The 25969-nt window shown below is 57.5% G+C and carries 29 protein-coding genes; 15 read left to right on the top strand and 14 right to left on the bottom strand.

Annotated elements, in window-relative coordinates; all coding sequences use genetic code 11:
• Positions 1–10: 10 nt before the first annotated feature.
• The 8 genes from MKFW12EY_RS09390 to MKFW12EY_RS09425 all read left to right on the top strand — a co-directional run bounded on the left by MKFW12EY_RS09390 (position 11) and on the right by MKFW12EY_RS09425 (position 5467).
• Positions 11–262, top strand: coding sequence for a hypothetical protein (locus MKFW12EY_RS09390; protein ID WP_054762452.1), 252 nt, complete (start codon positions 11–13; stop codon positions 260–262).
• A 36-nt stretch (positions 263–298) separates the two neighbouring features.
• Positions 299–955, top strand: a complete 657-nt coding sequence (locus tag MKFW12EY_RS09395; RefSeq protein ID WP_054762454.1) for a riboflavin synthase — start codon at positions 299–301, stop codon at positions 953–955.
• Positions 952–2064: a bifunctional 3,4-dihydroxy-2-butanone-4-phosphate synthase/GTP cyclohydrolase II gene (gene ribBA / locus MKFW12EY_RS09400; protein WP_064041858.1), complete on the top strand. Its 1113-nt coding sequence runs from the start codon at positions 952–954 to the stop codon at positions 2062–2064. The genes MKFW12EY_RS09395 and ribBA overlap by 4 nt, the downstream gene beginning before the upstream one ends.
• Positions 2065–2103: 39 nt before the next feature.
• On the top strand, positions 2104–2592 hold the full coding sequence (ribH, locus tag MKFW12EY_RS09405; RefSeq protein WP_064029648.1) for a 6,7-dimethyl-8-ribityllumazine synthase: 489 nt from the start codon (positions 2104–2106) through the stop codon (positions 2590–2592).
• Positions 2592–3038 (top strand): transcription antitermination factor NusB, encoded by a 447-nt coding sequence (nusB, locus tag MKFW12EY_RS09410; RefSeq protein WP_054762456.1) that lies wholly within the window; start codon positions 2592–2594, stop codon positions 3036–3038. The genes ribH and nusB overlap by 1 nt, the downstream gene beginning before the upstream one ends.
• The gene (gene thiL, locus MKFW12EY_RS09415; protein WP_054762458.1) at positions 3038–3973 is read left to right on the top strand and encodes a thiamine-phosphate kinase; all 936 of its coding nucleotides are present in this window, start codon (positions 3038–3040) and stop codon (positions 3971–3973) included. The genes nusB and thiL overlap by 1 nt, the downstream gene beginning before the upstream one ends.
• On the top strand, positions 3957–4454 hold the full coding sequence (locus tag MKFW12EY_RS09420) for a phosphatidylglycerophosphatase A family protein (protein WP_054762459.1): 498 nt from the start codon (positions 3957–3959) through the stop codon (positions 4452–4454). Before thiL ends, MKFW12EY_RS09420 begins: the two co-directional genes overlap by 17 nt.
• 194 nt (positions 4455–4648) lie before the next feature.
• Complete coding sequence (locus tag MKFW12EY_RS09425; protein WP_054762463.1) at positions 4649–5467, top strand: heme-binding protein; 819 nt, start codon at positions 4649–4651, stop codon at positions 5465–5467.
• 136 nt (positions 5468–5603) lie between these two features.
• Here the strand turns inward: MKFW12EY_RS09425 and MKFW12EY_RS09430 are convergent, their stop codons facing one another.
• From MKFW12EY_RS09430 to MKFW12EY_RS09440, 3 genes are read right to left on the bottom strand one after another with little or no spacing between them, the layout of a single operon-like run.
• Positions 5604–6251: an MBL fold metallo-hydrolase gene (locus MKFW12EY_RS09430; RefSeq protein ID WP_221054422.1), complete on the bottom strand. Its 648-nt coding sequence runs from the start codon at positions 6249–6251 to the stop codon at positions 5604–5606.
• Positions 6252–6303: 52 nt separating this feature from the next.
• Entirely contained in the window at positions 6304–7494 is a 1191-nt protein-coding gene (odhB, locus tag MKFW12EY_RS09435) for a 2-oxoglutarate dehydrogenase complex dihydrolipoyllysine-residue succinyltransferase (RefSeq protein ID WP_221054423.1), read from the bottom strand.
• Positions 7484–10321 (bottom strand): 2-oxoglutarate dehydrogenase E1 component, encoded by a 2838-nt coding sequence (locus MKFW12EY_RS09440; protein ID WP_221054424.1) that lies wholly within the window; start codon positions 10319–10321, stop codon positions 7484–7486. Before MKFW12EY_RS09440 ends, odhB begins: the two co-directional genes overlap by 11 nt.
• Before the next feature lie 130 nt (positions 10322–10451).
• Between MKFW12EY_RS09440 and MKFW12EY_RS09445 the strand changes: the two genes are divergently transcribed.
• Complete coding sequence (locus MKFW12EY_RS09445) at positions 10452–11165, top strand: DUF2914 domain-containing protein (protein ID WP_221054425.1); 714 nt, start codon at positions 10452–10454, stop codon at positions 11163–11165.
• Between the two features lie 62 nt (positions 11166–11227).
• Positions 11228–11545 carry an H-NS histone family protein gene (locus MKFW12EY_RS09450; RefSeq protein ID WP_054763545.1) on the top strand — a complete coding sequence of 106 codons (318 nt, stop codon included), beginning with the start codon at positions 11228–11230 and terminating at the stop codon, positions 11543–11545.
• Here the strand turns inward: MKFW12EY_RS09450 and MKFW12EY_RS09455 are convergent.
• The 6 genes from MKFW12EY_RS09455 to MKFW12EY_RS09480 all read right to left on the bottom strand — a co-directional run bounded on the left by MKFW12EY_RS09455 (position 11538) and on the right by MKFW12EY_RS09480 (position 18700).
• On the bottom strand, positions 11538–12317 hold the full coding sequence (locus tag MKFW12EY_RS09455; RefSeq protein ID WP_054763546.1) for an alpha/beta fold hydrolase: 780 nt from the start codon (positions 12315–12317) through the stop codon (positions 11538–11540). The two genes, MKFW12EY_RS09450 and MKFW12EY_RS09455, sit on opposite strands and share 8 nt — an antisense overlap.
• Positions 12310–13326 (bottom strand): M14 family zinc carboxypeptidase, encoded by a 1017-nt coding sequence (locus MKFW12EY_RS09460; protein WP_221054426.1) that lies wholly within the window; start codon positions 13324–13326, stop codon positions 12310–12312. Before MKFW12EY_RS09460 ends, MKFW12EY_RS09455 begins: the two co-directional genes overlap by 8 nt.
• Positions 13327–13352: 26 nt before the next feature.
• Positions 13353–15074 (bottom strand): bifunctional ornithine lipid synthase OlsF, encoded by a 1722-nt coding sequence (gene olsF / locus MKFW12EY_RS09465; RefSeq protein WP_221054427.1) that lies wholly within the window; start codon positions 15072–15074, stop codon positions 13353–13355.
• Positions 15075–15237: 163 nt separating this feature from the next.
• Entirely contained in the window at positions 15238–15459 is a 222-nt protein-coding gene (locus MKFW12EY_RS09470) for a hypothetical protein (protein WP_054761653.1), read from the bottom strand.
• Between the two features lie 282 nt (positions 15460–15741).
• Complete coding sequence (gene pntB / locus MKFW12EY_RS09475; protein WP_221054428.1) at positions 15742–17130, bottom strand: Re/Si-specific NAD(P)(+) transhydrogenase subunit beta; 1389 nt, start codon at positions 17128–17130, stop codon at positions 15742–15744.
• Between the two features lie 10 nt (positions 17131–17140).
• Positions 17141–18700 carry a Re/Si-specific NAD(P)(+) transhydrogenase subunit alpha gene (locus tag MKFW12EY_RS09480; RefSeq protein ID WP_221054429.1) on the bottom strand — a complete coding sequence of 520 codons (1560 nt, stop codon included), beginning with the start codon at positions 18698–18700 and terminating at the stop codon, positions 17141–17143.
• A gap of 157 nt (positions 18701–18857) precedes the next feature.
• Between MKFW12EY_RS09480 and MKFW12EY_RS09485 the strand changes: the two genes are divergently transcribed.
• From MKFW12EY_RS09485 to MKFW12EY_RS09500, 4 genes are read left to right on the top strand one after another with little or no spacing between them, the layout of a single operon-like run.
• Complete coding sequence (locus MKFW12EY_RS09485; RefSeq protein WP_054761688.1) at positions 18858–19784, top strand: GGDEF domain-containing response regulator; 927 nt, start codon at positions 18858–18860, stop codon at positions 19782–19784.
• A 4-nt stretch (positions 19785–19788) separates the two neighbouring features.
• Complete coding sequence (locus MKFW12EY_RS09490; RefSeq protein ID WP_054761655.1) at positions 19789–20712, top strand: hypothetical protein; 924 nt, start codon at positions 19789–19791, stop codon at positions 20710–20712.
• Positions 20709–21386 (top strand): HAD family hydrolase, encoded by a 678-nt coding sequence (locus MKFW12EY_RS09495; RefSeq protein WP_231914741.1) that lies wholly within the window; start codon positions 20709–20711, stop codon positions 21384–21386. Before MKFW12EY_RS09490 ends, MKFW12EY_RS09495 begins: the two co-directional genes overlap by 4 nt.
• 33 nt (positions 21387–21419) lie before the next feature.
• Positions 21420–22379, top strand: a complete 960-nt coding sequence (locus tag MKFW12EY_RS09500) for a beta-ribofuranosylaminobenzene 5'-phosphate synthase family protein (RefSeq protein ID WP_221054430.1) — start codon at positions 21420–21422, stop codon at positions 22377–22379.
• Here the strand turns inward: MKFW12EY_RS09500 and soxZ are convergent.
• Positions 22376–22696 (bottom strand): thiosulfate oxidation carrier complex protein SoxZ, encoded by a 321-nt coding sequence (gene soxZ, locus MKFW12EY_RS09505; protein ID WP_054761659.1) that lies wholly within the window; start codon positions 22694–22696, stop codon positions 22376–22378. The two genes, MKFW12EY_RS09500 and soxZ, sit on opposite strands and share 4 nt — an antisense overlap.
• Positions 22696–23157 carry a thiosulfate oxidation carrier protein SoxY gene (locus MKFW12EY_RS09510; protein WP_054761666.1) on the bottom strand — a complete coding sequence of 154 codons (462 nt, stop codon included), beginning with the start codon at positions 23155–23157 and terminating at the stop codon, positions 22696–22698. Before MKFW12EY_RS09510 ends, soxZ begins: the two co-directional genes overlap by 1 nt.
• Positions 23158–23281: 124 nt before the next feature.
• On the opposite strand from MKFW12EY_RS09510, the gene MKFW12EY_RS09515 reads away from it, so the two are divergent.
• Positions 23282–23476, top strand: coding sequence for a hypothetical protein (locus tag MKFW12EY_RS09515; RefSeq protein ID WP_054761668.1), 195 nt, complete (start codon positions 23282–23284; stop codon positions 23474–23476).
• A gap of 143 nt (positions 23477–23619) precedes the next feature.
• Here MKFW12EY_RS09515 and MKFW12EY_RS09520 read toward each other — a convergent pair whose 3' ends face one another.
• Genes MKFW12EY_RS09520 through nagZ form a run of 3 tightly spaced genes read right to left on the bottom strand, consistent with a single transcriptional unit; the run spans position 23620 to position 25917 of the window.
• Positions 23620–24366: an S-methyl-5'-thioinosine phosphorylase gene (locus MKFW12EY_RS09520; RefSeq protein ID WP_054761669.1), complete on the bottom strand. Its 747-nt coding sequence runs from the start codon at positions 24364–24366 to the stop codon at positions 23620–23622.
• Entirely contained in the window at positions 24363–24917 is a 555-nt protein-coding gene (locus MKFW12EY_RS09525; RefSeq protein ID WP_054761671.1) for a hypoxanthine-guanine phosphoribosyltransferase, read from the bottom strand. The genes MKFW12EY_RS09520 and MKFW12EY_RS09525 overlap by 4 nt, the downstream gene beginning before the upstream one ends.
• The gene (gene nagZ, locus MKFW12EY_RS09530; protein ID WP_245006480.1) at positions 24901–25917 is read right to left on the bottom strand and encodes a beta-N-acetylhexosaminidase; all 1017 of its coding nucleotides are present in this window, start codon (positions 25915–25917) and stop codon (positions 24901–24903) included. Before nagZ ends, MKFW12EY_RS09525 begins: the two co-directional genes overlap by 17 nt.
• Positions 25918–25969 lie beyond the last annotated feature (52 nt).

Genomic DNA, 25969 nt, shown 5'->3' on the forward strand with positions numbered 1-25969 from the left:
TTATGCCGTTATGAAGATTGTTACAGTTTGTCTATTGCTATTGTTGTCGCTACCGGGCCTGGCCGGCGCGGAGGAAGACGATTCGAAACCGGCGAAAACCGTTAAAATCGAAGGCGGAAAATTCGTCGGCGAGGAACATGAGATCGAAATTTACGATTACCATAGCGGCGTCTACCAGTCGGTAACCGTTTATCGCAAGCCGGAAAAAGCCGATAAAACCCAGCAACCCGCCGCGCAACCGGCTGAACAGCCTAAACGCTGACGCTTCCTGCCAACCCGAATCATCGAGCGAAATACCATGTTTACCGGAATTGTTTTAGCCGTCGGCCGCATCGCCGCCGTGCAACCCCGAGGCGGAGATTGCCGGTTGAGTATCGACACCGGCAAACTGCCGCTGCAAGACTGCGCGCTCGGCGACAGTATTGCCGTCAACGGCGTTTGTCTGACCGCGGTCGAATTGGCCGAGCATCGTTTCAGTGCCGACGTGTCGAACGAAACCTTGTCGCGCACCACGTTAAGCCAGGCCAAGGCCGGCACGCCGGTCAATCTGGAATTGGCGCTGACGCCGTCCAGCCGGTTGGGCGGGCATATCGTCAGCGGCCATGTCGATGGCATCGGCCAGGTTCTGGAAAAGCGCGCCGACGGCCGCTCGTGGCGCTTCAAATTTAAGGCGCCGGACTCGCTGGCCAAATATATCGCCGAAAAAGGTTCCATCTGCATCGACGGCATCAGCCTGACAGTAAACAGCGTCGACGGCGCCACGTTCGCGGTGAATATCGTGCCGCATACTTTGCAGGAAACCACGCTCGGCCACGCCGAAGTCGGCGACCAGGTCAATCTGGAAGTCGATTTGCTGGCCCGCTACCTGGAGCGCTTGATGCAGGGCGACGCCGCCGCCCGCGGCCGGGGATCGATCACCGAGGCGCTACTTCACGACGCAGGTTTTATCCAATGAATAGCATAGAAGAAATTATCGGCGATCTGCGCCTGGGTAAGATGGTCATCATCATGGACGACGAAGACCGGGAAAACGAGGGCGACTTATTGATGGCGGCGGAATTCGTCCGCCCGGAAGACATCAATTTCATGGCCAAGTACGGCCGCGGCCTGATCTGTTTAACCTTGACCCGCGAACGTTGCCAGCAATTGCGCTTGCCGTTGATGGTCAACGACAACCGCACGCCTTACACCACCAATTTCACCGTTTCGATCGAAGCGGCCGAGGGCGTTACCACCGGCATTTCCGCGGCGGACCGGGCGTTGACGGTGCAAGCCGCAGTGGCCAAGCATGCCCAACCCGGCGATTTGGTGCAGCCCGGCCATATTTTTCCGCTGATGGCGCAGGCCGGCGGCGTGTTGAACCGGGCCGGGCATACCGAAGCCGGTTGCGATCTGGCGCGATTGGCAGGCGTGGAACCGGCGGCGGTAATTGTCGAAATTCTGAACGACGACGGCTCTATGGCCCGCCGTCCCGACCTGGAGGCGTTTGCCGAACGCCACAACCTGAAAATCGGCACAATTGCCGATTTGATCCATTACCGGATCAAACACGAAAATACGCTGGAACGCATCAGCGAGTGCGTTTACCCGACCGAGTTCGGCGATTTCCGGTTATACGCCTACCAGGATTGCAACGACGACAACGTCCACTTGGCCTTGGTCATGGGCGACGTGGCCGGCGACGAACCGGTCTTGGTGCGGGTACATGCGCGTAACCTGATCGACGATTTGCTGTTTTCCAAGCGCAGCGATTGCAGCCTGCCGGTGCGCGAGGCGCTGAAAAACATCGCCGAGGCCGGCCGCGGCGTCTTGGTGCTGATCCGGCAAAAAGAAAACAACAAAGATTTGGTCGAATTGATCCACAGCTATCAAATGCAGGACCACGGCGTCAAACACGGCCGCGATCTCAGCGCCGACGCCGATTGGCGTACCACCGGCGCCGGCTCGCGGATTTTGTCCGATCTGGGCGTGCGCCGGCTCAAGGTGATGGGCGCGCAGAAAAAATATATAGGCTTGTCCGGTTTCGATTTGGAAGTGGTCGAACATATCGATGCCGGCAACTAAATCCAGGTAATTTCAATTTCTCATCCATTAGGTAAATACATGGCAACAGTGACTACCGTCGAAGGTAATTTTTCCGCGCAAGGCGGCAAGTTTTGCATCGTCTCTTCGCGCTTCAACAGCTTTATCGTCGAACAATTGGAAGGCGGTGCGATCGATGCGTTGGTGCGCCACGGCGCCGACCGCAACGATATTACGCTGGTCAAGGCGCCCGGCGCCTTCGAACTGCCGATGGTGGTGCAACGCATTGCCGCCGGCAAAAAATACGATGCGATTATCGCTTTGGGCGCGGTAATCCGCGGCGGCACGCCGCATTTCGAATACGTGGCCGGCGAATGCGTCAAAGGCATCGCCCAGGTTGCATTGCAATACGATATCCCGGTCGCATTCGGCGTGTTGACGGTGGATAGCATCGAGCAGGCGATCGAACGCGCCGGCACCAAAGCCGGCAACAAAGGCGCCGAAGCCGCCCTGTCCGCGATCGAAATGGTCAGCCTGTTCCAGGCCTTGAACGGCAACCAGGGCAGTTAATGAGCCAGGCAAAAACCAACGCCAGAAAATGTGCGGTGCAGGCCTTGTACCAATGGCAGATGTCGGGCGACAGTCTGACCCGGATCGAGACCTATTTTCTGGAAGAAGAGCATTTGAAAGGCGCCCAGAAAACCTATTTCAGCGAACTGTTCCACGGCGTGCCGAAACAACTGGACGTGATCGACGCCGCGTTGGCCGAATTCGTCGACCGGCCGGTGGAGAAAATCGATCCGGTAGAACGGGCCATCCTGCGCATCGGCGCTTACGAATTGATCAACCGCCTGGAGACGCCGTACAAGGTCATCATCAACGAGGGCGTCAATCTGGCCAAGGATTTCGGCGCCGACGGCAGCCACAAATACGTCAACGGTATTTTGGATAAGGTGGCGCAGAAGCAACGCGCGCAGGAAATCGCCGCCAAACAGCGCCACAAATCCGGCGACTGATGGCGCTCGGCGAATTCGACCTGATCCGGCGCTTCTTCGCCGGAACTGCGTTGCAACACCCGTTCAACCAACTCGGCATCGGCGACGACTGCGCTTTGCTGAATCTGCCGGACAGCTACCAAATCGCCGTAACCGCCGACACCATGGTCGAGAACGTGCATTTTTTTGCCGATGTCGATCCGAATGCCTTGGGGCATAAGGTATTGGCCGTCAACCTCAGCGATTTGGCGGCGATGGGTGCGGAGCCGTTTGCGGTGACGTTGGCATTGACCTTGCCAAAAGTCGACGAAGCCTGGTTGCAAGGCTTTGCCGATGGTTTTCTGGCACTGGCCGGGCAATACCGCGTGGATCTGGTCGGCGGCGATACTACCGCCGGACCGCTAACCTTGACGGTACAGGCGATGGGCGCAGTGCCGCGCGGCCAAGCTTTGCTAAGGTCCGGGGCTAGGCCCGGCGATTTGATTTTCGTCAGCGGTCCGCTCGGTAATGCCGGCTTGGGCTTGAAAATCAGGCAGGGTTTGCCGGGCGCCGACGGCGGTTTGGCCTTACAAAGTTTCGACCGGCCGCTGCCGCGAATCGAAATAGGCCTGGCCCTGCGCGGCGTTGCCAGCGCCTGTATCGATATTTCCGACGGTTTGGCGGCCGACCTGGGCCATATTCTGCAACAGAGCGGCGTCGGCGCTGTGATCGATTGGGACAATCTGCCGTTGTCGGCGCCGGTGCGCGAGTACATTGCAACCAGCTCGGACTGGACCCTGCCGTTGAGCGCCGGCGACGACTACGAACTGTGTTTCACCGTGCCGATGGCCGCGGCGGCAAAGGTGCCGTCCGGTTGCCACTGCGTCGGCGCCGTCGAGGCCGAGTCCGGTTTGCGCATTCGCCGGGCAGGGCGTATCGAGCAACTCCAGGCCAGAGGGTATCAGCATTTTGCTTAGAGAATATTACGGTAACAACCGGTTAAGTGCCCGGCAAATCCTTTGCGACCCGGTATTGTTTTTGGCCTTCGGGTTCGGTTCCGGCTTGTCGCGGTTCATGCCCGGCACGTTCGGTACCGCTGCCGCGATTCCGCTGTATCTGTTATTGGCTCAAACCGGCAGCGTCGTCTACGCCGTGGTGACCATGGTCGCCATCGTGGCCGGTGTGGCAATTTGCGGCCGCGCCGCGCACAAGCTTGGCGTGCACGATTTCGGCGGTATCGTCTGGGACGAGATTGCCGGCTTCCTGGTGACCATGCTCGGCGTTTCCCTGTCTTGGCAGAGCCTGCTGGCCGGATTCGCGCTATTCCGGCTATTCGATATTCTGAAGCCTTGGCCGATCAAATGGCTGGACCGCCAAGTCGACGGTGGCTTGGGCATCATGCTCGACGATGTCGCCGCCGGCGGCGTTGCCTGCCTGATCCTGCATTACTGGTTTTGAAGCGGTTGGCTTACTTCGCTGGCCTTACGCCGGCTTCGCTACTGCCCTTGCGGGCGGTTGACCCCTAATCGTTGCCGAGACTAGAATCCGAACGCGGCTGGCTTCTCGGAGTCAAGCCGGCTTTGCTGGCGGCAAACGAACATTGCATTGGTTTGCCGAATCCAAATTACAACAACAATAACGAGGTAAAAGATATGAATTCGAAACTGGTACTTGGAGCTTCGCTGGCGGCATTGCTAAATGCCGGCATCGTATCGGCCGATTGGGATTTTGCAGGCGGTAAAGGGATAGGCTCAGCCTGTAAGGGGCTGCCTAGCCACGCTGCGTTGAAAACTGCGTTGGATCAGGCGGTCAGCGCCGAAACCAGCGGTTTGAATCTGCATATGTGGGCGACTATCGTCAACCGCGACGGCGTGGTTTGTGCCGTGGCATATTCCGGTATCAACCGTGCGGCGCAGTGGCCGGCCAGCCGGGTGATTTCCGCACAGAAAGCCAATACCGCCAATTCCTTGAGCCTGGATTCGTCATCGGCTTCGGCCGGTTCCGGCATGAATAAAGGTTTGGCTTTGTCGACCGCGAATTTATATTCGGCAGTCCAGCCGGGCGGCAGCTTATTCGGCCTGCAAGAGAGCAATCCGGTCAATACCGAAGCGGCTTATGGCGGTAACCAGGGCCTGTACGGTACGCCGGTCGATCCGTTGGTCGGTAAAAAAATCGGCGGCGTCAACGTGTTCGGCGGCGGCCTTGGTTTGTATGCTGCAGGGCAAACCCTGGTCGGCGGCGTCGGTTTGAGCGGCGATACTTCGTGTGCGGACCACAATATCGCCTGGCGGGTCAGAAACAATTTGGGTCTGGATCATATCCACGGTGTAGGTGGCGTCAGCGGCGATGCGCTACGCCCGGATAACATCGTTTACGATATCGGTGCCGATGGCAAAAGTGCCGGCGGCTTCGGTCATCCGACTTGCCTGAACAGCACCAGCGCCGCAGAATTGCCGGCCGGCATTCCTTAACGCTGCAGAGGGAGTGCCCGCAGGTTTTCGCGGGCATGGCGGTGTAGCCTAAACCGCCTTCGCTTCGCCAGGTGCCGTCGAAAACGGCACCTTTCTCGATACCCGGAGCGGATTCGTTCCGGGCCATGTTTCGGAGTTACGATGAAACGGCGTAACGTCCGACATAAGGGTTGCTGCGCATCTCGGCAGCGAAGGTCGACATCGGACCGTGGCCGGGGATGAATTTGATGTCTTCTCCCAGCGGCCAGAGCTTGTTGACGATCGAATCGATCAGGGTTTGGTAATCGCCTTTCGGGAAATCGGTGCGGCCGATCGAACCTTTGAACAAGACGTCGCCGACCAGCGCCAGCCGTTCAGTTTCGCTGAAAAACACCACATGGCCGGGGGTATGGCCCGGGCAGTGGATGACCTGTAACACTTCGTCGCCGACCTTAACCGTATCGCCGTCGTTCAACCAGCGTTGCGGCGTGAAGCCGGCCGATTCCGGGAAACCGAACATCCGGCATTGCTCGGGCAATAATTTGATCCAGAAATCGTCTTCCAACTGCGGGCCGATGATAGGCAGCGACAGCTTGGCGGCCAATTCGGCAGTGCCGCCGACATGGTCCAAATGGCCGTGGGTCAACAGCAGCGACTCCAGTTCCACGCCTTGGTTTTGCACTTCCTCCAGCAATAAATTGATGTCGCCTCCGGGATCCACCAAGGCGGCTTTATTGCTGTGTTCGCAGATAAGCAGGGTGCAGTTTTGTTGGTAGGGCGTAACCGGGATGATGGTGTAGCGCATGTCTGTGCGGTCCGAGAAAGGCGCCGACGTATAACTTGCCGGCGCCGAAAGGCTAGATGTTAAGCAATAGATGCGCCGGGGCTTCCAGGCATTCCTTGATTATACCGAGGAATTGTACCGCTTCCTTGCCGTCTACCAGGCGGTGGTCGTAAGACAAAGCCAGGTACATGATCGGGCGGATCACGATTTCGCCGTTCTCGACCACCGGCCGGTCCTTGATCGCGTGCATGCCCAAAATGGCGCATTGTGGCGGATTCAAAATCGGCGTGGACAACATCGAACCGAAGATGCCACCGTTGGTGATGGTAAAGGTGCCGCCGCTGAGGTCCTCGACGCTGATCGAGCCGTTGCGGGCCTTGTTGCTGAAATCGTGGATGCCTTTTTCGATGCCGGCGAAATCCAGTTGGTCGGCGTCGCGCAAAATCGGCACGATTAGGCCGCGTTGGGTCGTCACGGCGATGCCGATGTCATAGTAGCCGTGGTAGATGATGTCGTTGCCGTCGATCGAGGCGTTGATGGCCGGGAAGCGCTTTAAAGCTTCGATCGAAGCCTTGACGAAAAACGACATGAAGCCGAGTTTGATGTTGTGTTTGGCTTCGAAACGGTCTTTATATTGGTTGCGCAGCTCGATCACTGCTTTCAGATTGACCTCGTTGAACGTGGTCAACATCGCGGCGTTTTGTTGGGCCTGCAACAGGCGTTCGGCAACCTTGGCCCGCAGCCGGGTCATCGGTACCCGTTGTTCCGGCCGCAATGCGGCGATGGCCGTCGCCGAAAGCGGCGAATGGCTGGTGTCGGCCGCCGGTGCGGCAGCGGCCGGCGCCGGTTCCGGCTGCGCTTGTTGGTCGTGCATAAAGTCCAGCACATCGCTCTTCAGAATCCGGCCGTGTTTGCCGGAGCCCTGGATCGAGTTGGGGTCCAGCTCGTTTTCGGCTACCAGTTTGCGTACCGACGGGCTGAGCGGGGCATCTTCCTGCTTCGCCGCAGCCGGGGCCGCCTTGGCGCTTTGCGCGTCCAGTTTGGCCAGCAATTGGCCGCCGACCACGGTTTCGCCGTCTTGAACGACGATGGCTTCCAGCGTGCCGGACTTGGGGGCCGGTACTTCCAGAATCACCTTGTCGGTTTCCAGATCGGCCAGATTTTCGCCTTCGTTGACCCATTCCCCGGTCTGTTTGTGCCATGCGACCAGTGTGGCGTCGGACACCGATTCGGGGAGGCTGGGTACCAAAATATCAAAGCTCATGTTTGTTTCCTTCGTTGTTTCCATAGAGAGCGGCATGAACTACCGCACGTTGTTCTTGTAAGTGGGTTTTGTAGTTGCCCACCGCCGGCGCCGCGCAAGGCGGGCGGCCGGCATAATGAATCGGAATGTTGTTATCCACCAAGTCGAAGAAATGGTGTTTGCTTTGGTACCAGGCGCCCTGGTTTTTCGGTTCCTCCTGGCACCAGTAGATTTGTTCCAGATTAGGGAATTTGTCAATCTCCTGTTTGAATCGGTCGTTTGGAAACGGGTACAGTTGTTCGATACGGACGATGGCAACGTGTTGCAATCCGTCTGCGCGCCGGGTCTCCAACAGATCGTAGTAAACCTTGCCGGCGCACAGAATCAAGCGGGTGACGTGAAACGGATCGATATCGTCCTGTTCGCCGATCACGGTCTGAAATTCGCCGTTGACCAGTTCGTCCAGCTCCGACACCGCCAGTTTATGGCGCAGCAGGCTTTTCGGGCTCATCACGATCAGCGGCTTGCGGTATTCGCGCACCACTTGCCGGCGCAGCAAATGGAAAATTTGCGCCGGGGTGGTCGGTACGCAAACCTGGATATTCTGGTCCGCGCACAATTGCAGATAACGCTCCAGCCGGGCCGAGGAATGCTCCGGGCCTTGGCCTTCGAAACCGTGCGGTAACAGCATCACCAAGCCGCTGAGTTTGCCCCATTTGGTTTCGCCGGAGCTGATGAATTGGTCGATCACGACTTGGGCGCCGTTGGCGAAGTCGCCGAATTGGGCTTCCCAGATGACCAGCTTGTTCGGCTCGGTCGAGCTATAGCCGTATTCGAAACCGAGCACGCCGGCTTCCGACAGCAGCGAGTTGAAGATCTGCGCCCGGCCTTGGTTTTCGGCCAGATGTTTCAGCGGAATATAGTTTTCGCCGTTGGCTTGGTTCAACAGAATGGCGTGGCGGTGAGAAAAGGTGCCGCGGCCGATGTCCTGACCGGTCAGGCGCAAGTCGTAGCCGTCCATCAACACCGTGGCGTAAGCCATGTTTTCGGCAAAGCCCCAATCCATCGGCATTTCCCCGGCCGCCATCTTGTTGCGGTCTTCCATCACCTTGGCGACGCGCGGGTGCAATTCGAAACCCTCGGGAAACGATTGCAGGCGCTGGTTGCAGAACCGAATGCGTTCCAGCGTCACCGCGGTCTCGGACGGCATGTCCCAATGTTTGTTCAAAAACCGTTCCCAGCGTGCCGAGTAAGAATAAGCCTTGTTTTCGATGATGGGCCGCGAGACCGGCAGGCCCTCGTTCAACTGTTGCAGATAATGTTGTTCCAGTTGGTGTACGCCGGCCTGGTCGATGACGCCGTCGGCGATCAGTTGTTGCGCATAGATTTGCGGCGGCGTCAGATGGTCGCGGATGGCTTTGTACATCATGGGCTGGGTCGCGGCCGGCTCGTCGGCCTCGTTATGGCCGTGGCGGCGGTAGCAAATCAAATCGATCACCACGTCTTTATGAAACGTGTTGCGGTAATCCAGCGCCAACTGGGTGATAAAAATTACGGCTTCGGGATCGTCGCCGTTGACGTGGAACACCGGCGCCTGAATCATGTTGGCCACATCGGTGCAGTACAAGGTCGAGCGGGCGTCGAACGGATTGCTGGTGGTAAAGCCGATTTGGTTGTTGATGACGATATGCACGGTACCGCCGGTCGAAAACGCCCGGGTCTCCGACATGTTCAGCGTTTCCATGACAATGCCTTGGCCGGCGAACGCCGCGTCGCCGTGGATCAAGATCGGCACGATCGCATCGATGCCGCCGACGCCGTGCCTGTCTTGGCGGGCTTTGACCGAGCCTTCCACGACCGGGTTGATGATCTCCAAATGCGACGGGTTGAACGCCAGCGTCAAATGGATCGGGCCGCCGGGCGTGGCGATATTCGACGAAAAGCCCTGGTGGTATTTGACGTCGCCGGTCAGCACGCCCGGCGACGAGGTGTGGGTGCCCTCGAATTCGCCGAACAGCACGGCCGGGCTTTTACCGAGAATATTGATCAATACGTTGAGCCGGCCGCGGTGGGCCATGCCGATTACGATTTCCTTGATCTTGTGTTCGCCGGCGCGCTGAATCAATTCGTCGAGAATCGGGATCAGCGATTCGCCGCCTTCCAGCGAAAAGCGCTTTTGGCCGACGTATTTGCGGTGCAGGAATTTTTCCAGGCCTTCGGCGGCGATCAAAAGCTTCAACAACCAGATGCGTTTTTCCGGATGGCTGGAGAAATCGGGTTTGGCACCTTCCAGCTTGTCCTTGATCCATCGCTTGGACTCGTCGTCAACGATGTGCATATACTCGCTGCCGATGCTGCCGCAGTAGATTTCCTTCAAGGTTTGCAGGATGGCCTTCAGCGGCAGGCGGTCGATGCCGCACAAACCGCCGGTATCGAATAGCGTGCTCATATCGGCTTCGGTCAAGCCGTAATACAGCGGATCCAGATCGGCCGGGACGGTCTTCGATTCGCGCAACGGATTGTTGGCGGCGATTTGGTGGCCCTTGACCCGGTAATGGTTGATCAAACGGGCCACCGCGGATTGCTTCTTCACGCTTTGTTCGGTGAAACCTTGCATCCGGGCCAGTTTGCCGGGTTCGGCGATAGCCAGCCTTTCGAAGCGGTCGATGATGGTACTGTGCGGAGTGTCTTCGGTCGAGCCGCTACGGATTGCGTCGAAGCGGGCACGCCAACTGGGGTTTATCGTCTCCGGCGCGTTCAGGTATTGTTCGTACAAGTACTCGACGTAGTGGGCGTTGCCGCCGTACAGCGATGAAGACTCTTCGAATTCTTTAAGCAGGCTACTCATTGCAAACGTCCTGGTTATCGGCAAGTGGGGGTTAATTATGTTAGAGCTAAAATGCTATATTACCAAGCACCGGTTGTAGTTCCGGTTCTCGGTTTTGGCGCAGGTTCGGTTTTTATTAATAGGAAAAGGCATGGCGGATAATAGAGTCGTTATCAAAATAAATTACGATAAATCTAAAACGGCAACGCCGGCAACCGAGCCGCAGACTATTACTGTTTGGCATACGGGTAGAATTGTTATTGCCTTGGTTTTGTTGGTGTTATTTTCGCTGTTTTTGTACTTTGCGTTCAGCGGCGGCGACCGCGCCGGCAATACTCAGACTGAAATGGTTGAGAAAGTTCAAGAGCCGCAATCGAATCCAATGTCCGCAGCCAGCAACCCGCAGCAGGTGGTCGCCGAGGGCAAGGACAACAATATAAAGGTAGAATCCGCGGCCGTTTCGCCGACGCCCACGCTCGATAACGCTAAGGCTGGGCTGCAAGCCAGCAGTCCGGTCGGTATTATTTTCGATCGCCGGGTGATTCGAGCATCCTTGAATACCCGATTAAAGGACAACGAACCGGACCAGCCGGTCCAAGGTGCGTTCGCCGTAGTGAAAGGAAAACCTTTGGAATTGTTTTATTTTACCGAGATTCGAAATCCCGGAGGGCTGGGGTTATTCCACGAATGGTTGCGAAACAAACAGGTGGTTCAGCACAAGCAATTGGATTTAAAAGATATCCGTTCCAAGGTTTGGTCCAGTCGAGTTTTATCGTATAAGGACGTCGGAGACTGGCAAGTAAGGTTGTCGGATAAGAAAGGTAAGGTATACTCTGAAGTGAAATTTTCATTATCCGCGGAATAATAGTTTTTTTCGCTAAAAGTTAGTGATAGAATTTATTCCGTCTTTTCATTAAAGAGGAAAATATGACTGATTTTAATAAACTATCCGAAGCCGAGTTACAAGCCGTTATCGATAATGCCGAAAAAGCTTTAAAAGAAAGGCAGTCCAGCAAGCGTAAAGAAGTTATCGCTCAGATTAAGGAATTGGCCGCGTCTATCGGCGTAGTAGTCGATATCCACGATGGCGATAAAAAATCCGAGCGAAAAGTATCCAAAGTCGCGGCTCGATACCGCAACCCGAATAATGCGGCGTTGACATGGTCAGGCAGAGGACTGGCGCCGAAATGGATGCAGGAATTGCTGGCGGCCGGCCACGATAAGTCGGAATTCGAAATCAAGTAATTTCGGATAGCTGTTGCGTCCAATCCTGCAGGCATTTAGCCACCCAAATTCCGTCATCCAGTATCAGGTCGTGACCGGCCCAAGGGTGGCTGACTAAAGGGATACTCCACCGGCTATGGATGGCCTTCGAACATTCCTGGGCGACGATTCTGTCGCCTTTTCCGTTTAGCAACAATACCGGTGTTTGCTGCCTGTAAGGGGCCGGGCGATAGCGCGACGCGGCGCATAGCTGGCGTAGCGCATTGCTGATGGTGACCGGCCGTTGTTGTTGAATATTGGCCCAGATTGCAGCCAATTCGTGATCGGATTCGCGCCGGTTACTGGTCAGGCGGATTATTGCCAACTCTCTCCGGTAAACATCTTTTTCCAGCAGAATTTGCAGAAACCGCCGATAACTCTGCCAGCGCAGCCGGTGGAAAAACGGGCTGAGCCCGGCGAAGCTGGTATTCAATAGCGCAAGGCCGGCGATATCGTCCGGATAGCGTTGCAACCATTCCCAAGCTACCATGCCGCCTAACGACATTGCCAGAATCGTCGCAGGCCGCTCCAACAAGCCGTTTGCCGCCGCCCGTTGCCGCACCGATTCGGTTATCAGTTCTATCCGTTTCGGGCTGGCTTCGTCGTGGAACGTGCCGGCCCCCGGCAAATCGAGACAACGGACGCGCGCACCCGGAAATGCCGATTGCAGCAGGCTGGGAAAATCGCCCCAATGGCCGCTTTCCCGGCACAGGCCGCGCAACAGCAACCAATCCTGGCCGACGCCGCTAGCCATACCATAACTCCATAGCTTGGCGCTGGTTCTCTTCCGCTTGCGGCGTATCGAGTTTTGCCCATTGCCGCGGATACAGCAGACAACGAAACAGAAAGTCGAACAATGTCAAATGCCGGCGCAATATCCGCTGTTGACGGTGCGGTAACAACGGATGGAATAAGCCGTGGCGTTGGAATAAATGGGTCGGGCTTTTCCGCAGCCACAGCCAGGATCCCATCTCCAGCGTCAGCGGTAAAAACAGTTTGCGTTGCCGATAGCGGTCGGTGAAGTCGTCGTACAAGTAATCCCATAAATCGCCGCTGATTACGTATTCCTGGCTCATCGGCTCGATTTTATAGAAATGGTGGGGGTAGCAACGGTCGAACAACTGCTTTAAGGCATAGGCGTCGGCCAGGTCGGGGAAGGGCGTTTGCCGAGATGCGTACGGAAACCAGAGTCGGTCGTGGATTCCGAAGCCGGAATGCAAGTCCACGGCAATGGCCAGCGGCGCGTCGAACAAATGGCGATGAACCACCCGACATAGCGCCTGGGCTTCCTTTTCCATCTTGGAATCGTCGCCGCGGTACCAGGGCAGTTTCGGGCTGAAACGCTGGCCGCTGTACAAGCGGGTATTGCCGTCGCTTTCGATCGGCGAATTGCGCATCAGGTCCACGCCGTGGCCGTTGCAGCGGGTGCCGCGAAACACGCCGACCGGATTGACCAGCGGCATGAACACCAAGCGCGATTTACTCAAGCGCCGGTTCAGTTCTTCGTCCCAGTCCAGCAATTCGCACAGCGTATGTAGATAGGCCAATATGACTTCGGACCCGATTTTTTCCAAGCCATGTACGCCGCCGAAGTAGGCCAGGACCGGCACATTCGGTGCGCTGGAACCCAGCGTCAGGCAGTGGATCGGAAATCGGCGGCCGGCGTGTTCGACCGTTTCGACGATCTCGCAATGGGCACGATTGCCTAAGCGGGCGGCAATCGTTTCCAACTGCTCCAGTTCCGGGAATGCGCGTTGTTTCATGAGTCGGGTTGCAGAGGAGGCGCGGCTCAGCCGGCCAACGATTTTTCGATATAGCGCTGGCGTTTTTTCGGCGCGATTTTATCGACTTCGACCATGATCAGGCTGTCGATGCAATTGTTGAAGTCCGGGTCGATATTGAAATCGATGAAATGGCAGCCCTTGTCCACGCACAATTCCACGTATTGCTTGTACAAGGTCGGTACTTTGACGCCGAGCTTTTTCAATTCGCTATTCAACACTTTGAAGCTGGTCGAATAGTCGGCATTGAATTCGCTGGCGGCGAAGGCCCGGCCGGCCTCGGAAATGACGAACGGCTTTCTGGCCTTGGTTTGATGCGGCTCGGCGCCGAATTGCTGGCGGTAAAAGCCGATGATCAATTCCTTGGCAGCGTGCGGATAGGCGTTGCTGATGCTGACCGGGCCGAACAGGTATTTGATGTCCGGCCGTTCCCGCAGATAAGCGCCGATGCCGTACCACAAGTAATCCAGGCTATGTTGGCCCCAATAACGCGGTTGGACGAAGCTGCGGCCAAGCTCGATGCTGTTGGGCAGATAGTCCACGAACTCGCCGCGCAAATCGAATAGGGTCTGCGTATAAAATCCGTCGATGCCGTGGCTGGCCATGATGGCCGGGCCGTCGCCGATACGGTAGGCGCCGACGATTTCCAGATCGTTGTCGTCCCACAACACGATGTGGCTGTAGTAAATATCGAACTTATCCAAGTCCAGGGCCAGGCCGGTGCCTTCTTCCACTGTGCGGAAGGTCAATTCCCGCAGCCGGGCAATTTCCTGCATGACCGGGCAGTCGTCGCGGAACCGGTATAAAAAAATCTTTTTGCCGTCGCGGGTTTCGCCCAGCAGGCGAGATTGGAACAAGGCCTTTTTGACCGCCTTGGTATCCGACGGGTGGACGACGGTGGCGACGGTGTCGAACAGCGGCGCTTTGTTTTTCTTTCCCAGGTTCTGCACGTGTTTGCGGAAGCGCTGGCTCAGTTGTTTGTTGGTTTCGGTACTGTCGGCGAGCGCTTGATACGGCACCGGCGCGCCGACCAGGAATTTGATTTCCTGGCCTTTCTTGTTGAACATTTCCTTAACCAGCAACATCGTGCCCAACGGTTTGTAAAGCGTCGATGCGCTGTAAAACAAGGCCGAATTCTTGGCTTTGATATAAATTGGCAACACCGGCGCTTGCGTCTTGCGCGCCAGTTTGACGAAGCCGCTTTGCCAGGCGCCGTCGCGGATGCCCTTCGGCGTGATGCGCGAGACTTCGCCGGCCGGGAAGAAAATCACGGCTTCTTCGTGTTCCAGCGCATCGATCATCGTCTTGTAAACGTCCTTGAATTTCTTTTTTTCCGACAGCACGTCGACCGGTAGGAAGATCGATTGCAACGGTTCCATATGCGATAACACGCGGTTGGCGACAATTCGCACGTCGGGCCGGACCGAGCGGATCAGTTTGACTAAAGCCAGCCCATCCAGCGTGCCGATCGGGTGGTTGGCGACGATGATCAGCCGGCCTTCGGCCGGGATGTTGTTGTAAGAATCGTTACCGACCTGGTAACTGAAGTTGAAGTATTTCAGCAGTTTGTCTAAAAATGCAAAGCCGCGTAAATGCTGGTTTTTGCGGATCACGTCGTTGAAATCGTCTTCGTGGATCAGCTTTTTCAAAGCTTTAACCACCAATTTGTTGTCCTTGCCTAATTTGAAGTCGGGGTAGGTTTCATGCAGTATGCGTTCGGCGTCGATCATCGAAGAGAGTCCAGAAAAAACGGTATGGCGCGAATTCTAGACAGCGAATATGTCAGAAATATGTCAACAGTTGCAGCGGGTTGGGAAGCGGAGAATCAGCACTTTACCGAAAGGAGGGAAAGGCCGGCCTATCTTGTGGCAGACAGGCCGGTTACCGGTAATGTCAACCCAGCTTCAGAAACTTGCCGATAAAACTGATTTGGCAGGGCTGGTGGGTGATCGACGAGGCTATGGTTTTTTGCGGTAAAAAATAAGAATCGAACAGCGAGGCGGCGTCGTGCGATTTTAAATTGGCGAATACTTCGTAACCTTTGTGCATTAAAAAAGTTTGGTTGATCTGTTCGGATAACGTAATGGAATACGCGGATAAGGGAGGTTCGGACATGGTGTTCTCCTGGCGGTTGAAAATGGCAAAACCATAATCCGATTAGGCGTAAAAGTCTGTTAGTCGAATAGGGTATTTAAATTAAAGATTCGGGAAATTGGCGATTATTTGAAACGGTGCGCGGATTTATTCGATGGCAGAATTTCGACCGCGCCAAAATGGGTTTGTGCGGGGCCGGATTTTTGAGTAGGCGGGGCCGGGGTTGAACCCAAGCGCTTGGGTTACGCTTGAATCCGGCCGCGGCGAAACGCTAACGCCGCGGCCGAAGAGACTCCGTTACGGTCAGTCTTGCAAGGCTTTCAGTAAGGCCTGCAATTTATCGTTGGCGTCGCCGAACAACATCCGGGTATTTTCATGGACGAACAACGGGTTGCCGACGCCGGCATAACCCGAAGCCATCGACCGTTTCAAGACGATGGTCGTTCCGCCTTTCCAGCATTCCAGTACCGGCATGCCGGCAATCGGGCTGTTCGGGTCGTCCAAGGCCGACGGGTTGACGATGTCGTTGGCGCCGATGACGATAGAGACGTCGACGTGTGGAAAGTCCTCATTGATTTCGTCCATCTCGAACACGATGTCGTACGGCACCTTGGCTTCGGCCAGCAGCACGTTCATATGGCCCGGCATGCGGCCGGCGACCGGATGAATCGCGAAGCGGACTTTCTTGCCGTGGCTGGTCAGATACTTGGTGATTTCGTTGACCGTGTGCTGGGCTTGGGCGACGGCCATGCCATAGCCCGGGATGATGACGATCTCTTTCGAGTCGCGCAGCAATTGTGCGGTTTCCTCGACTTCGATCGGCTGCACTTCGCCGACCACTTCCGCCGCTTCGCCGCCGCCGCTGCCGAAACCGCCGGCGATCACGCTCAAGAAGTGGCGGTTCATCGCCCGGCACATGATGTAGCTCAGAATCGCACCGCTGGAGCCGACCAGCGCGCCGGTGACAATCAGCAGATCGTTGCTCAACATGAAGCCGGTAGCCGCCGCTGCCCAGCCCGAGTAGCTGTTCAACATCGATACCACGACCGGCATGTCGGCGCCGCCGATGGCCATGACCATGTGCACGCCGAATACCAGCGCGATGGCGGTCATGATCAACAGCGGGGTCATGCCGCCGCCGCTTGCGCTGCCGTCCAGGAAGCTGCCGCCCAGAAAAAAGGTGGCGACGAACATGCCGAGGTTCAGCCAGTGCCGGGCCGGTAGCAATACCGGTTTGCCGTTGATTTTGCCGCACAGTTTACCGAAGGCGATCACCGAACCGGAGAAAGTCACCGCACCGATGAAGATGCCGATGTAAATTTCCAGCTCGTGGATGGTGCGCTCGACGCCGGTCAGCGTGTTGGAGTGGTCGAGAAAACTGGCGTAACCGACCAACACCGCCGCCATACCGACCAGGCTGTGCATCAATGCCACCAGCTCCGGCATTTGCGTCATTTCTACTTTGGCGGCGGCGCGGGCGCCGATGGCGCCGCCGATCAGCAAGGCCACGCTCAAAATCGCATAAGCCGTGACGTTGCCGCTGAACACGGTGGCAATGATGGCGATGGCCATGCCGACCATGCCGAAATAATTGCCGCGCCGGGAAGTGTCCTGCCGGCTCAAGCCGCTCAGGCTGAGGATGAAAAGAATCGAAGCCGCAATATAGGCCATGGTTACCATTCCGTTAGACATTGCGTTTCTCCTATTTTCTGAACATGGCGAGCATGCGCCGGGTGACCAGGAAGCCGCCGGCGATGTTGATCGAGGCGATCAGGATCGCCAATCCGGACAGGCCGGCGACGATTTCGGTCGTGGACGAGACTTGCACCAGGGCGCCGATGACGATGATGCCGCTGATGGCATTGGTCACGCTCATCAACGGCGTGTGCAATGACGGCGTCACGTTCCAGATCACCATGTAACCGACGAAGCAGGCTAAGACGAACACGGTGAAATGGGCCAGAAACGAGGCTGGTGCCACGGCGCCGGCGCCGAACAGCGCCAGGCCGGCCAACACCATCGGCAAAAACTGGCGTACCGGTTCCGGCAATAACGGTTTTTTCGGTTCCGTAGCCACTGCAGCGGATGCCGCCGCGGCCGCTTTGGGTGCTGCCGATAACTGCGGCGGCGGAGGCGGCCAGGTGATTTTGCCTTCTTTAATAACGGTAGCGCCGCGTATTACTTCGTCGTCGAAATTGACGTTCAAGGTGCCGTCCTTATTCGGACATAAGTCGGTCAACAAGTGGCGCAGGTTGGTGGCGTAGAGCTGGCTGGACTGATTGGCCAGGCGGCTGGGTAGGTTGGTGTAACCGATGATGGTGACGCCGTGTTTGACCACGACCTGGTTTTTCTCGGTCAGCGCGCAATTGCCGCCTTGCTCGGCGGCCAAGTCGACGATGACGCTGCCCGGCTTCATCGAAGCCACCATCTCGGCCGTGATCAGTTCCGGCGCCGGCTTGCCCGGAATCAAGGCCGTCGTGACGATGATGTCGACTTCCTTGGCCTGCTGGGCGAACAACGCCATTTCGGCTGCGATGAATTCCTTGGACATCACTTTGGCGTAGCCGCCGCTGCCGGAACCGTCTTCTTTGAAATCCAGCATCAGGAATTCGGCGTCCATACTTTCGATTTGTTCTTTCACTTCCGGCCGGGTGTCGAAGGCGCGGACGATGGCGCCCATGCCCTTGGCGGCGCCGATCGCGGCCAGACCGGCCACGCCGGCGCCGATCACCAGCACTTTGGCCGGCGGAATCTTGCCGGCGGCGGTGATTTGGCCGGTGAAGAAACGGCCGAAATGTTGGGCGGCTTCGACGATGGCGCGGTAACCGGCGATATTGGCCATCGAGCTCAACGCGTCCATTTTCTGCGCCCGCGACATGCGCGGTACGCTGTCCATCGCCAATACCGTGGCGTTTTTGGCTGCCAGTTTCTGCATCAGCGCTTCGTTTTGCGCCGGCCAGATGAAGCTGATTAAATGTTGCCCGTCGCGCAGCAATTCGGCTTCGTCGACGCCTAGTTGCGGATGCTGCTGCGGGGCGCGGACTTTCATGACGATGTCGCTTTGCTGCCACAGTTCCTGGGCCGTTCCGACAATCTGCACTCCGGCCGCACGATAAGCGTCGTCGGAGATATTGGCGTCGGCGCCGGCACCGCTTTCCAGCAGGACTTCGAACCCCAGCTTTATTATTTTTTCCGCGGCTTCGGGCGTCGTGGCGACGCGTTTTTCGCCGTCGTAGACTTCTTTGGGAACACCGATTTTCATGATTTCTCCTGTTATGTGGAGGGAAATTACGGATTGGATAGGCCGAAAAACCCGCGGGCGAGAATAGGTGATTGATTTGGTTTTATCAATTGTTTTCTGTGCCGAACCGGATTTAAGCTATCATCCGCAACCTACCCGTGCCGTTGCTAATTTGACGATGAAAATTTTGGTGGTTGACGATAGCAAAGCGATCCGACAGCTTGCTGCCGAGTGTTTGCAGGACATGGGCCACGAGGTGGCATTTGCCGAAAACGGCGCCGATTCGCTGCAATACGTCGCCGACCATGATGTGGATTTAATCCTGATGGATGTGGAGATGCCGCATTTGAGCGGGTTCGAAGCCACCAAGGCGATTCGGGAACTGAAGAAAGCCGATTGGTTTCCGGTGATCTTTCTGACCGTACACGACGACGACGCGTCTTTCGTCAACGGCGTGTTGTCCGGCGGCGACGCCTATCTGGCCAAACCGTTGAATCCGCTACGCCTGCGCTACACGATAATGGCGATGGAACGGATTTACATGATGCGGGCGAAACTGCAGCAGACCCAAATGGAACTGCAGCGGGTTAACCGCGAATTGGAGCGCTTGACGCTGGTCGACCAACTCACCGGCTTGGGCAACCGCCGCCAGTTCGATGTTAATTTCCCCTTGCAGTTTACGTTGGCCCAGCGTACCAAATTGCCGTTAACCCTGCTGATTTGCGACATCGATTACTTCAAGCAGTACAACGATAGCCGCGGCCATCCGCAAGGCGACGTTTGTTTGGTCGAAGTGGCGAACACTATTTCGGCCCAATTGCAGCGCGACAACGATCTGATCTGCCGTTACGGCGGCGAGGAGTTTGCTGCGGTATTGCCGGGGACGCCCTTGTCCGAGGCCAGGCGGCTGGCGGAAGCGATTCGTCGGGATGTCTGGAACAAGCAGTTGCCGCACGAAGTGGCGCCGGAGCGGCGTATCAGCCTCAGCCTGGGGCTGGCGACTTTCGTCGGGCAATACAAAACGCCGCACGCGATGTTGGAAGCAGCCGATGCCGCGTTATACAAAGCCAAACAAAACGGCCGCAACCGCGTCGAGATCGATTGAGCTCGTGTATTTAGCCAAAGACTTCGTCGAAACCGCGGAAGGCCTGATCTTTGCTGTGGTCAGCAACGGCTTGGAGCAGGGCAAGGTGCTGTGCTTTTTACGCTATCTGCGTATCGACGGCTGCTGGCGCAAAGCCGGCACCGACTTTGCCAACGATTTCCTGCGCCAATCTTATCCGCACTACCTACATTACTCGTCGGCGATCGATGCCGAGGTGCATGCGGTGCCAGCCGCGGCAGTGGTCCGCCATTACCAACCCCGCAGGCAACTGGAGGCACTGTTGCGGCAGCAGCCTACCGATGCCGTGTTGGCCGATCTGCAGCATTTGTGCCGGCTGTTTGCCGACAGCGGTTTGCAACTGGACCAATTCGGCGTCACCGGGTCGTTGCTGGTGGGTATGCAAAACCACGATTCCGATATCGATCTGGTGTGTTACGGCCGCGACCAGTTTCACCGCGCCCGGTTTAGCGTACAGGCTTTGATTGCCCAGGACCGGATTCAGGCCTTAAACGATAGCGATTGGCTGGAGGCCTATCGCCGCCGCGCCTGCGATTTTGCGCTGGACGACTATATCTGGCACGAACAACGCAAATACAACAAAGGCATGCTCAACCAACGCAAGTTCGATTTGTCGCTGCTGTGCGCTGTCGATGTTGCCGGCGGCCGCTACCGCAAGCTGGGCTTTGCCCGGATCGAAGCCGAAGTGGCGGACGACCGATTCAGTTTCGATTACCCGGCTTGTTTCCCGCTCAAGCACGCCGAGATCGGTAGCGTGGTTTGTTTTACCGCGACTTATAACGGTCAGGCCCAAAAAGGCGAATGGATCGAAGCCGCCGGCTGGATCGAAATTGACGAACAAGGCTGCCAGCGGCTGGTGGTCGGTTCGACCCGCGAAGCCATCGGCGAATACATCAAAGTGTTGCGGTGAATAGGTTGCGGTTGGCGGCGTTGATATTCGACATGGACGGTTTGGTGCTGGACACCGAGACCACTTATTTCGCGGCTTGGCGCCGGGCGGCGGCAGATATCGGATGCGAGTTGACCGAGCAGTTTTGCGCCGGCCTGTCGGGCTGTTCCGGGGAAATCGTCCGGCAACGCTTGCAGGATTATTGCGGCGCCGAATTCGACGTCGCCGCGTTTCAGCAGTTGAGCGGCGTTTACTGGACGCGGCATGTAGAACGCCACGGCATAGCCGTCAAGCCGGGTTTCCGGGCGGCGCTGGCAGCGGCCGACCGCCGCGGTTTGAATTACGCGCTGGCGACCAACAGCCGCCGCGCCAATGCCGAGCGTTGCCTGCAAGCGGCTGGCTTGCAACAAGTGTTTTCCGTCATCGTGACTGCCGATAATGCGATGCAGCCTAAGCCGGCGCCGGACCTGTTTCTGCGCGCGGCGGAGGCGTTGGCCTGCCCGATTGCCGATTGTCTGGTATTGGAGGATTCGCCAGTCGGCGTCCGTGCGGCAAAAGCCGCCGGTGCGCGTTGCATTATGGTGCCGTCGGCCGCAGCGGCCGAGCCGGAGGCGGCCGAGCTGGCCGATCTGGTGCTGGCCGATTTGTACCAGGTAGCCGATTTAATCTCGGCGCAAGGCCCGCTTCCGCTATAATGCCGCCTCATTTTTGCTAAGGGAATCCTGGTGGTGAAAGCGCAATTCCAAACAGTCACGGTGACCGCTCCGGCCCGGCTGCATATGGGGTTTATCGATCTGAGCGGCGGCTTGGGACGGCATTTCGGCAGCATCGGCGTAGCGTTGAACGAAATCAACACCCGGCTCAGCGTCAGCCTCGCCGACGAATTGACGGTGAGCGGGCCGGGCGCCGAACGGGCGCGCCGCTGCGTTGGCCGGTTTTGCGAATATGCGGGTGTGCCGGACCGGTTGCATATCGAAATCGCGGCGGCCATTCCAGAACATATCGGCCTGGGATCGGGCACGCAAATGGCGCTGGCGGTCGGTGCCGCAATTAACCGGTTTTACGGCCTGGGCCTGTCGGTCCGCGAGATTGCGCAATTGTCCGATCGCGGCGCGCGCTCCGGCATCGGCATTGGAATTTTTGAGAAAGGTGGCGTCATCGTCGACGGCGGCCGCGGGCCCAATACCGCGACACCGCCGGTAATCGCGCAAATGGCGGTGCCGGAGCCGTGGCGCTTCATTCTGGTATTCGACCAGCGCGGCCAGGGTTTACATGGCGAACAAGAAGTCAGTGCGTTCAGCGAATTGCCGCCGTTTCCGCAGGCGCAAGCCGAACGCTTGTGTTATCTGTTGCTGATGCGCGGTTTGCCGGCCTTGGCGGAACAGGATCTGGCGCAATTCGGCGAAGTGATCACTCTGTTGCAGCAAGCGGTCGGCGAACATTTCGCGCCGGTGCAGGGTGGCGTGTTCACCAGCCCGGAAGTCGCCGCGGCAATGGCTTATCTGGCGGAGCAGGGCGCGGTCGCCATCGGCCAGACCTCGTGGGGTCCGACCGGTTTTTGTGCCGTGGCCAGCCCGGAGGTTGCGGCTGGTTTGCTAACGGCATTGCAGCGGAAATTTGCCGGTTCGCCGTTGAGTTTCATGGTTGCCAGCGCCAGAAACCAGCCCGCCGAGCTCATCGGCGGTTAGCGGTTAAGCTCGATTCGATGTTCGGCGCTGTCGCCGGCGCCATGGTTGTCGCGCCAGGCGACCCGCAGCACGTCGCCGTCCGCCGCCTGCTTCAGCCGAAAACTGAAGAACGGGTTCTTCGCCACACTGCCCGCCATATTCACCGTTACCAGCGGTTGCGAATTCAATGTCAGCGCTAACTGTTCGATGAAATGGGCCGGAATCAAGTTGCCTGCGGCGTCGCGGTTGCGGCCGTTTTCCATCGGATGTTCGATCAACACCTTCAGCTCGAGAAATTCCCCTTCGCGCCGGCTGCGCACCCTGATGCTGCCAGCCATCAACCGCTCCCGCAGCCGCCGCGCATCACCTTGACCCAACGGCTACAGCGCAATAACTGACCTTCGCGGCTGGCAACCAACGTCACTCGGCTGGATTCCGCCAGTTTGATGCGCGCGGTCAGATGTAGTGCAAGCAACGGCGTCAGTTCGAATTCGGCAACCAGCGGCGTCGGGTTTTTATCGGCCAATAGATAAAGCCGCTCGATGCCGTCCAGCTCGCTGCTGATTGTGACCGGCACTACGGCGCCGTCTTCGGCGATTTCCGGCAAAATCAATTGGATAAGTTCGCTTTCGCTGACGGTTTGGTCGCCGAACAGGCTGGCGTAGCGGCCGGCAAAGTCGCCGGTGGCAAAATCCTCGGCCAAGCGCGCGGCGCGGCTATCGCTTGCTCCGGCGGCTAACAGTCCGCCGGTCGCCAATACGCCGCTGGTCTTCAGAAAATTTCGCCGAGAACAGGTCATGGGTTGGCAATAACCTTACAAATATTGACGTATATCAAAATTCGGTTAGAGTCCTTTGTTATCTTGTGCCGCGTTGAAAACATTTTCAGCACCACCACTAAAAACCAGAAAAGGAAGGTACAAAATGAGTGAAGTACAAGAAAAAGATAATTTTTGGACATACATTGCTGTTGCCGTCGTATTGGTCGCCGGCGCGGTGCTGATGGTAAAAAATGCCGAGCACGATAAATATGCAACAGCAGCCAAAAATATCGCCGAAGATTCCAGCAATTCGGCTTACCGTTCCGACGTACTGCATCAAGGCGGTCTCACCAAATAAGGCCAAGGAGCCGCGCCGGGGCGATCTTCTCCGCAAACGGCCGGCGCGGTTTCTCAAGCTCTTATAGGAACCGTGGGTGTCGGTTCCGACCTTTCACGGGGGGTGGCGCAATTGTCCGGGTCGCGCCAGCTCCCGTTTTTCGTTCAGCCGCCTGTCGCCGACAGTACCGTTGCCTGCAACAGCGCTATGGCATTGCTCATGCCGGTCAGCAGATTTTTTTCGATTTCGGCCATTGTAATTTCGCCTTCGACGATGCCGGCTGCCCAGTTGGCTACCACCGAAATGTTCGCATAGGGTATTTCCAGTTCGCGGGCCAGCGCCGCCTCCGGCATACCGGTCATACCAACCAGATCGCAGCCGTCGTTGGCCATGCGCTTGATTTCGGCGACCGTTTCCAATCTCGGTCCCTGCGTACAGCCGTAGACGCCGCCGTCGTATGCGTCGATTCCGGCGGATGCCGCCGCCTGCACGATCCGCCGCCTTAAGCTCGGCGTGTAGGGTTCGGTGAAATCGATATGGGTGACGTGTGCCAGGTCGTCGGCAAAAAAGCTATGTTCGCGGCCGTAACTGTAATCGATCAATTGGTCGGGAATCGCGATGCGAGCCGGACCCATTTCCGCGCCTATGCCGCCGACGGCGGCGACACCGATGATTTCCGTTGCGCCCAGTTGTTTTAAGCCCCAGATATTGGCGCGGTAATTGATTTTGTGCGGCGGAATCCGGTGCGGATTGCCGTGCCGAGCCAGAAATATCAAGGATTGTCCGTTCAGTTCGCCGAATACATAGGACGCGGAGGGCGCACCGAACGGCGTTTCCAGCTCGCGTTGGCCGGTAATGTTGAGTTGTTCGATTTGGGTCAGGCCGGTGCCGCCGATAATTGCCAATGTCATAACACGTCCTTGCAGGCGTATACGCCCGCTGCGTTTCTCAGATAACCCTTGTAGTCCATGCCGTAGCCGAACAAGTAGTGGTTGGCGACCGTCAGGCCGACAAAATCGGGGCTAACCGGTTTCTCCCGGTCCAGTTGTTTGTCGAACAATACGGCCGTGAATACTTGTTGAGCCCCCTGGTCCGTACAATAGTCGGCAATGGCGTGCAGCGTATGGCCTTCGTCGAGGATGTCGTCGACGATTAGTACCGAACGTCCGGCTAGCGAAGTGGTCGGCTTGTACAGCCAATGGATGTCGCTGCCGGAAGTGGCATTGCGGTAGCGGCTGGCGTGGATACTGTCCAGGGTCAACGGAAAATTGAGTCTAGGCAGTAATTTGCCGGCGGCGATGACGCCGCCGTTGATCACGCACAACACCAACAGATTGCTGTCGGCCAAGGTCCGGTTGATGTGTGCCGCCATATCGTCCAGCGCCGCTTCTACTTCGGCCTCGCTGTGCAAGAGCAGGGCCTGTTGTTCGACCAAGCGGATTTCTTCAAGCAAGGGATTCATAAAACTCGCTGATTTGTTGGGAAAATTGGCGCCATTGCGGGTGGGCCGGCAGATCGTCCAGGCCCAGCGAGCCGCGGCCGCGCATGGCCTGCAGGCGTCGTTCGCGTTTTTCGTTGCGGCTGGGCGGTAAACTATCCAGCACCTGTTCCGCCGCGGCCGGATCGTTGCAAACCAACAGCATGTCGCAGCCGGCTTGCAGGGCCAACCCGGCGCGTTCGTTGAAGTCGCCGATACTGGCGGCGCCGGCCATACTCAAGTCGTCGCTGAAAATGGCGCCGTCGAAGCCCAATTCCTGGCGCAGTATCCGTTGCAGCCAAATTTCGGAGAAGCCGGCCGGATAGCGGTCGACCTGCGGATATAGCACATGCGCCGGCATCACCGCTTCCAGGCCTTCGGCAATCAAACGCCGGAACGGAACCAGATCTTGGCGGCGGATATCGTCCAGGCTGCGTTCGTCCACAGGCAAGTCCAGATGCGAATCCAAGGCTACCGCACCGTGGCCGGGAAAGTGTTTGCCGGTGGCGGCCATGCCGGCGGCACGCATGCCGGCGCGGAACTTGCCGGCCAGATCCGCAGCTCGCTCCGGATCCGGCGAGAACGAGCGGTTGCCGATGATTGTGCTGACGCCGCAATCGACATCCAGCACCGGCGCGAAACTGAAGTCGGCGCCCACGGCCAGAATTTCGCTGGCCATCAGCCAGCCGGCGACTGCCGCCAGTTCCGGCCGCTCGGCATAGTGCGCCGCCGCCGGCAAGCGGGTAAAACCGGTTTGAAAGCGCTGGACGCGGCCGCCCTCCTGGTCCACGGCGATCAAAATATCGCCGTTGCGGGCCTGGCGGATGCTGCGGATCAATTCGGCAACTTGTTGCGGACTTTCGTAATTGCGGGAAAACAGGATCAGGGCGCCGGTGTTGGGATGTGCGATTTTTTCTTGGTCCAGCGCGGTCAGGCTGTGGCCTGCGATGTCTATCATCACCGGGCCGATAGCGAGTGGTTTCATCGTGATAATTGCGGAAAATGGAATATACTTTTTGGCGTTGCCATCACATTAT

The sequence above is a fragment of the Methylomonas koyamae genome (genome assembly GCF_019669905.1).
Classification (GTDB): domain Bacteria; phylum Pseudomonadota; class Gammaproteobacteria; order Methylococcales; family Methylomonadaceae; genus Methylomonas; species Methylomonas koyamae.

Coding starts and splice junctions, on each gene's coding strand:
- MKFW12EY_RS09525 (WP_054761671.1), bottom strand. CDS start 24,917: ATGAATCCCTTGCTTGAAGAAATCCGCTTGGTCGAACAACAGGCCCTG.
- odhB (WP_221054423.1), bottom strand. CDS start 7,494: ATGAGCTTTGATATTTTGGTACCCAGCCTCCCCGAATCGGTGTCCGAC.
- MKFW12EY_RS09430 (WP_221054422.1), bottom strand. CDS start 6,251: ATGCGCTACACCATCATCCCGGTTACGCCCTACCAACAAAACTGCACC.
- thiL (WP_054762458.1), top strand. CDS start 3,038: ATGGCGCTCGGCGAATTCGACCTGATCCGGCGCTTCTTCGCCGGAACT.
- MKFW12EY_RS09455 (WP_054763546.1), bottom strand. CDS start 12,317: ATGGCTAGCGGCGTCGGCCAGGATTGGTTGCTGTTGCGCGGCCTGTGC.
- pntB (WP_221054428.1), bottom strand. CDS start 17,130: ATGTCTAACGGAATGGTAACCATGGCCTATATTGCGGCTTCGATTCTT.
- nusB (WP_054762456.1), top strand. CDS start 2,592: ATGAGCCAGGCAAAAACCAACGCCAGAAAATGTGCGGTGCAGGCCTTG.
- nagZ (WP_245006480.1), bottom strand. CDS start 25,917: ATGAAACCACTCGCTATCGGCCCGGTGATGATAGACATCGCAGGCCAC.
- MKFW12EY_RS09470 (WP_054761653.1), bottom strand. CDS start 15,459: ATGTCCGAACCTCCCTTATCCGCGTATTCCATTACGTTATCCGAACAG.
- MKFW12EY_RS09395 (WP_054762454.1), top strand. CDS start 299: ATGTTTACCGGAATTGTTTTAGCCGTCGGCCGCATCGCCGCCGTGCAA.
- MKFW12EY_RS09440 (WP_221054424.1), bottom strand. CDS start 10,321: ATGAGTAGCCTGCTTAAAGAATTCGAAGAGTCTTCATCGCTGTACGGC.
- MKFW12EY_RS09425 (WP_054762463.1), top strand. CDS start 4,649: ATGAATTCGAAACTGGTACTTGGAGCTTCGCTGGCGGCATTGCTAAAT.
- MKFW12EY_RS09515 (WP_054761668.1), top strand. CDS start 23,282: ATGAGTGAAGTACAAGAAAAAGATAATTTTTGGACATACATTGCTGTT.
- MKFW12EY_RS09485 (WP_054761688.1), top strand. CDS start 18,858: ATGAAAATTTTGGTGGTTGACGATAGCAAAGCGATCCGACAGCTTGCT.
- ribH (WP_064029648.1), top strand. CDS start 2,104: ATGGCAACAGTGACTACCGTCGAAGGTAATTTTTCCGCGCAAGGCGGC.
- MKFW12EY_RS09520 (WP_054761669.1), bottom strand. CDS start 24,366: ATGACATTGGCAATTATCGGCGGCACCGGCCTGACCCAAATCGAACAA.
- olsF (WP_221054427.1), bottom strand. CDS start 15,074: ATGATCGACGCCGAACGCATACTGCATGAAACCTACCCCGACTTCAAA.
- MKFW12EY_RS09510 (WP_054761666.1), bottom strand. CDS start 23,157: ATGACCTGTTCTCGGCGAAATTTTCTGAAGACCAGCGGCGTATTGGCG.
- MKFW12EY_RS09450 (WP_054763545.1), top strand. CDS start 11,228: ATGACTGATTTTAATAAACTATCCGAAGCCGAGTTACAAGCCGTTATC.
- MKFW12EY_RS09480 (WP_221054429.1), bottom strand. CDS start 18,700: ATGAAAATCGGTGTTCCCAAAGAAGTCTACGACGGCGAAAAACGCGTC.
- soxZ (WP_054761659.1), bottom strand. CDS start 22,696: ATGGCTGGCAGCATCAGGGTGCGCAGCCGGCGCGAAGGGGAATTTCTC.
- MKFW12EY_RS09460 (WP_221054426.1), bottom strand. CDS start 13,326: ATGAAACAACGCGCATTCCCGGAACTGGAGCAGTTGGAAACGATTGCC.
- MKFW12EY_RS09445 (WP_221054425.1), top strand. CDS start 10,452: ATGGCGGATAATAGAGTCGTTATCAAAATAAATTACGATAAATCTAAA.
- MKFW12EY_RS09390 (WP_054762452.1), top strand. CDS start 11: ATGAAGATTGTTACAGTTTGTCTATTGCTATTGTTGTCGCTACCGGGC.
- ribBA (WP_064041858.1), top strand. CDS start 952: ATGAATAGCATAGAAGAAATTATCGGCGATCTGCGCCTGGGTAAGATG.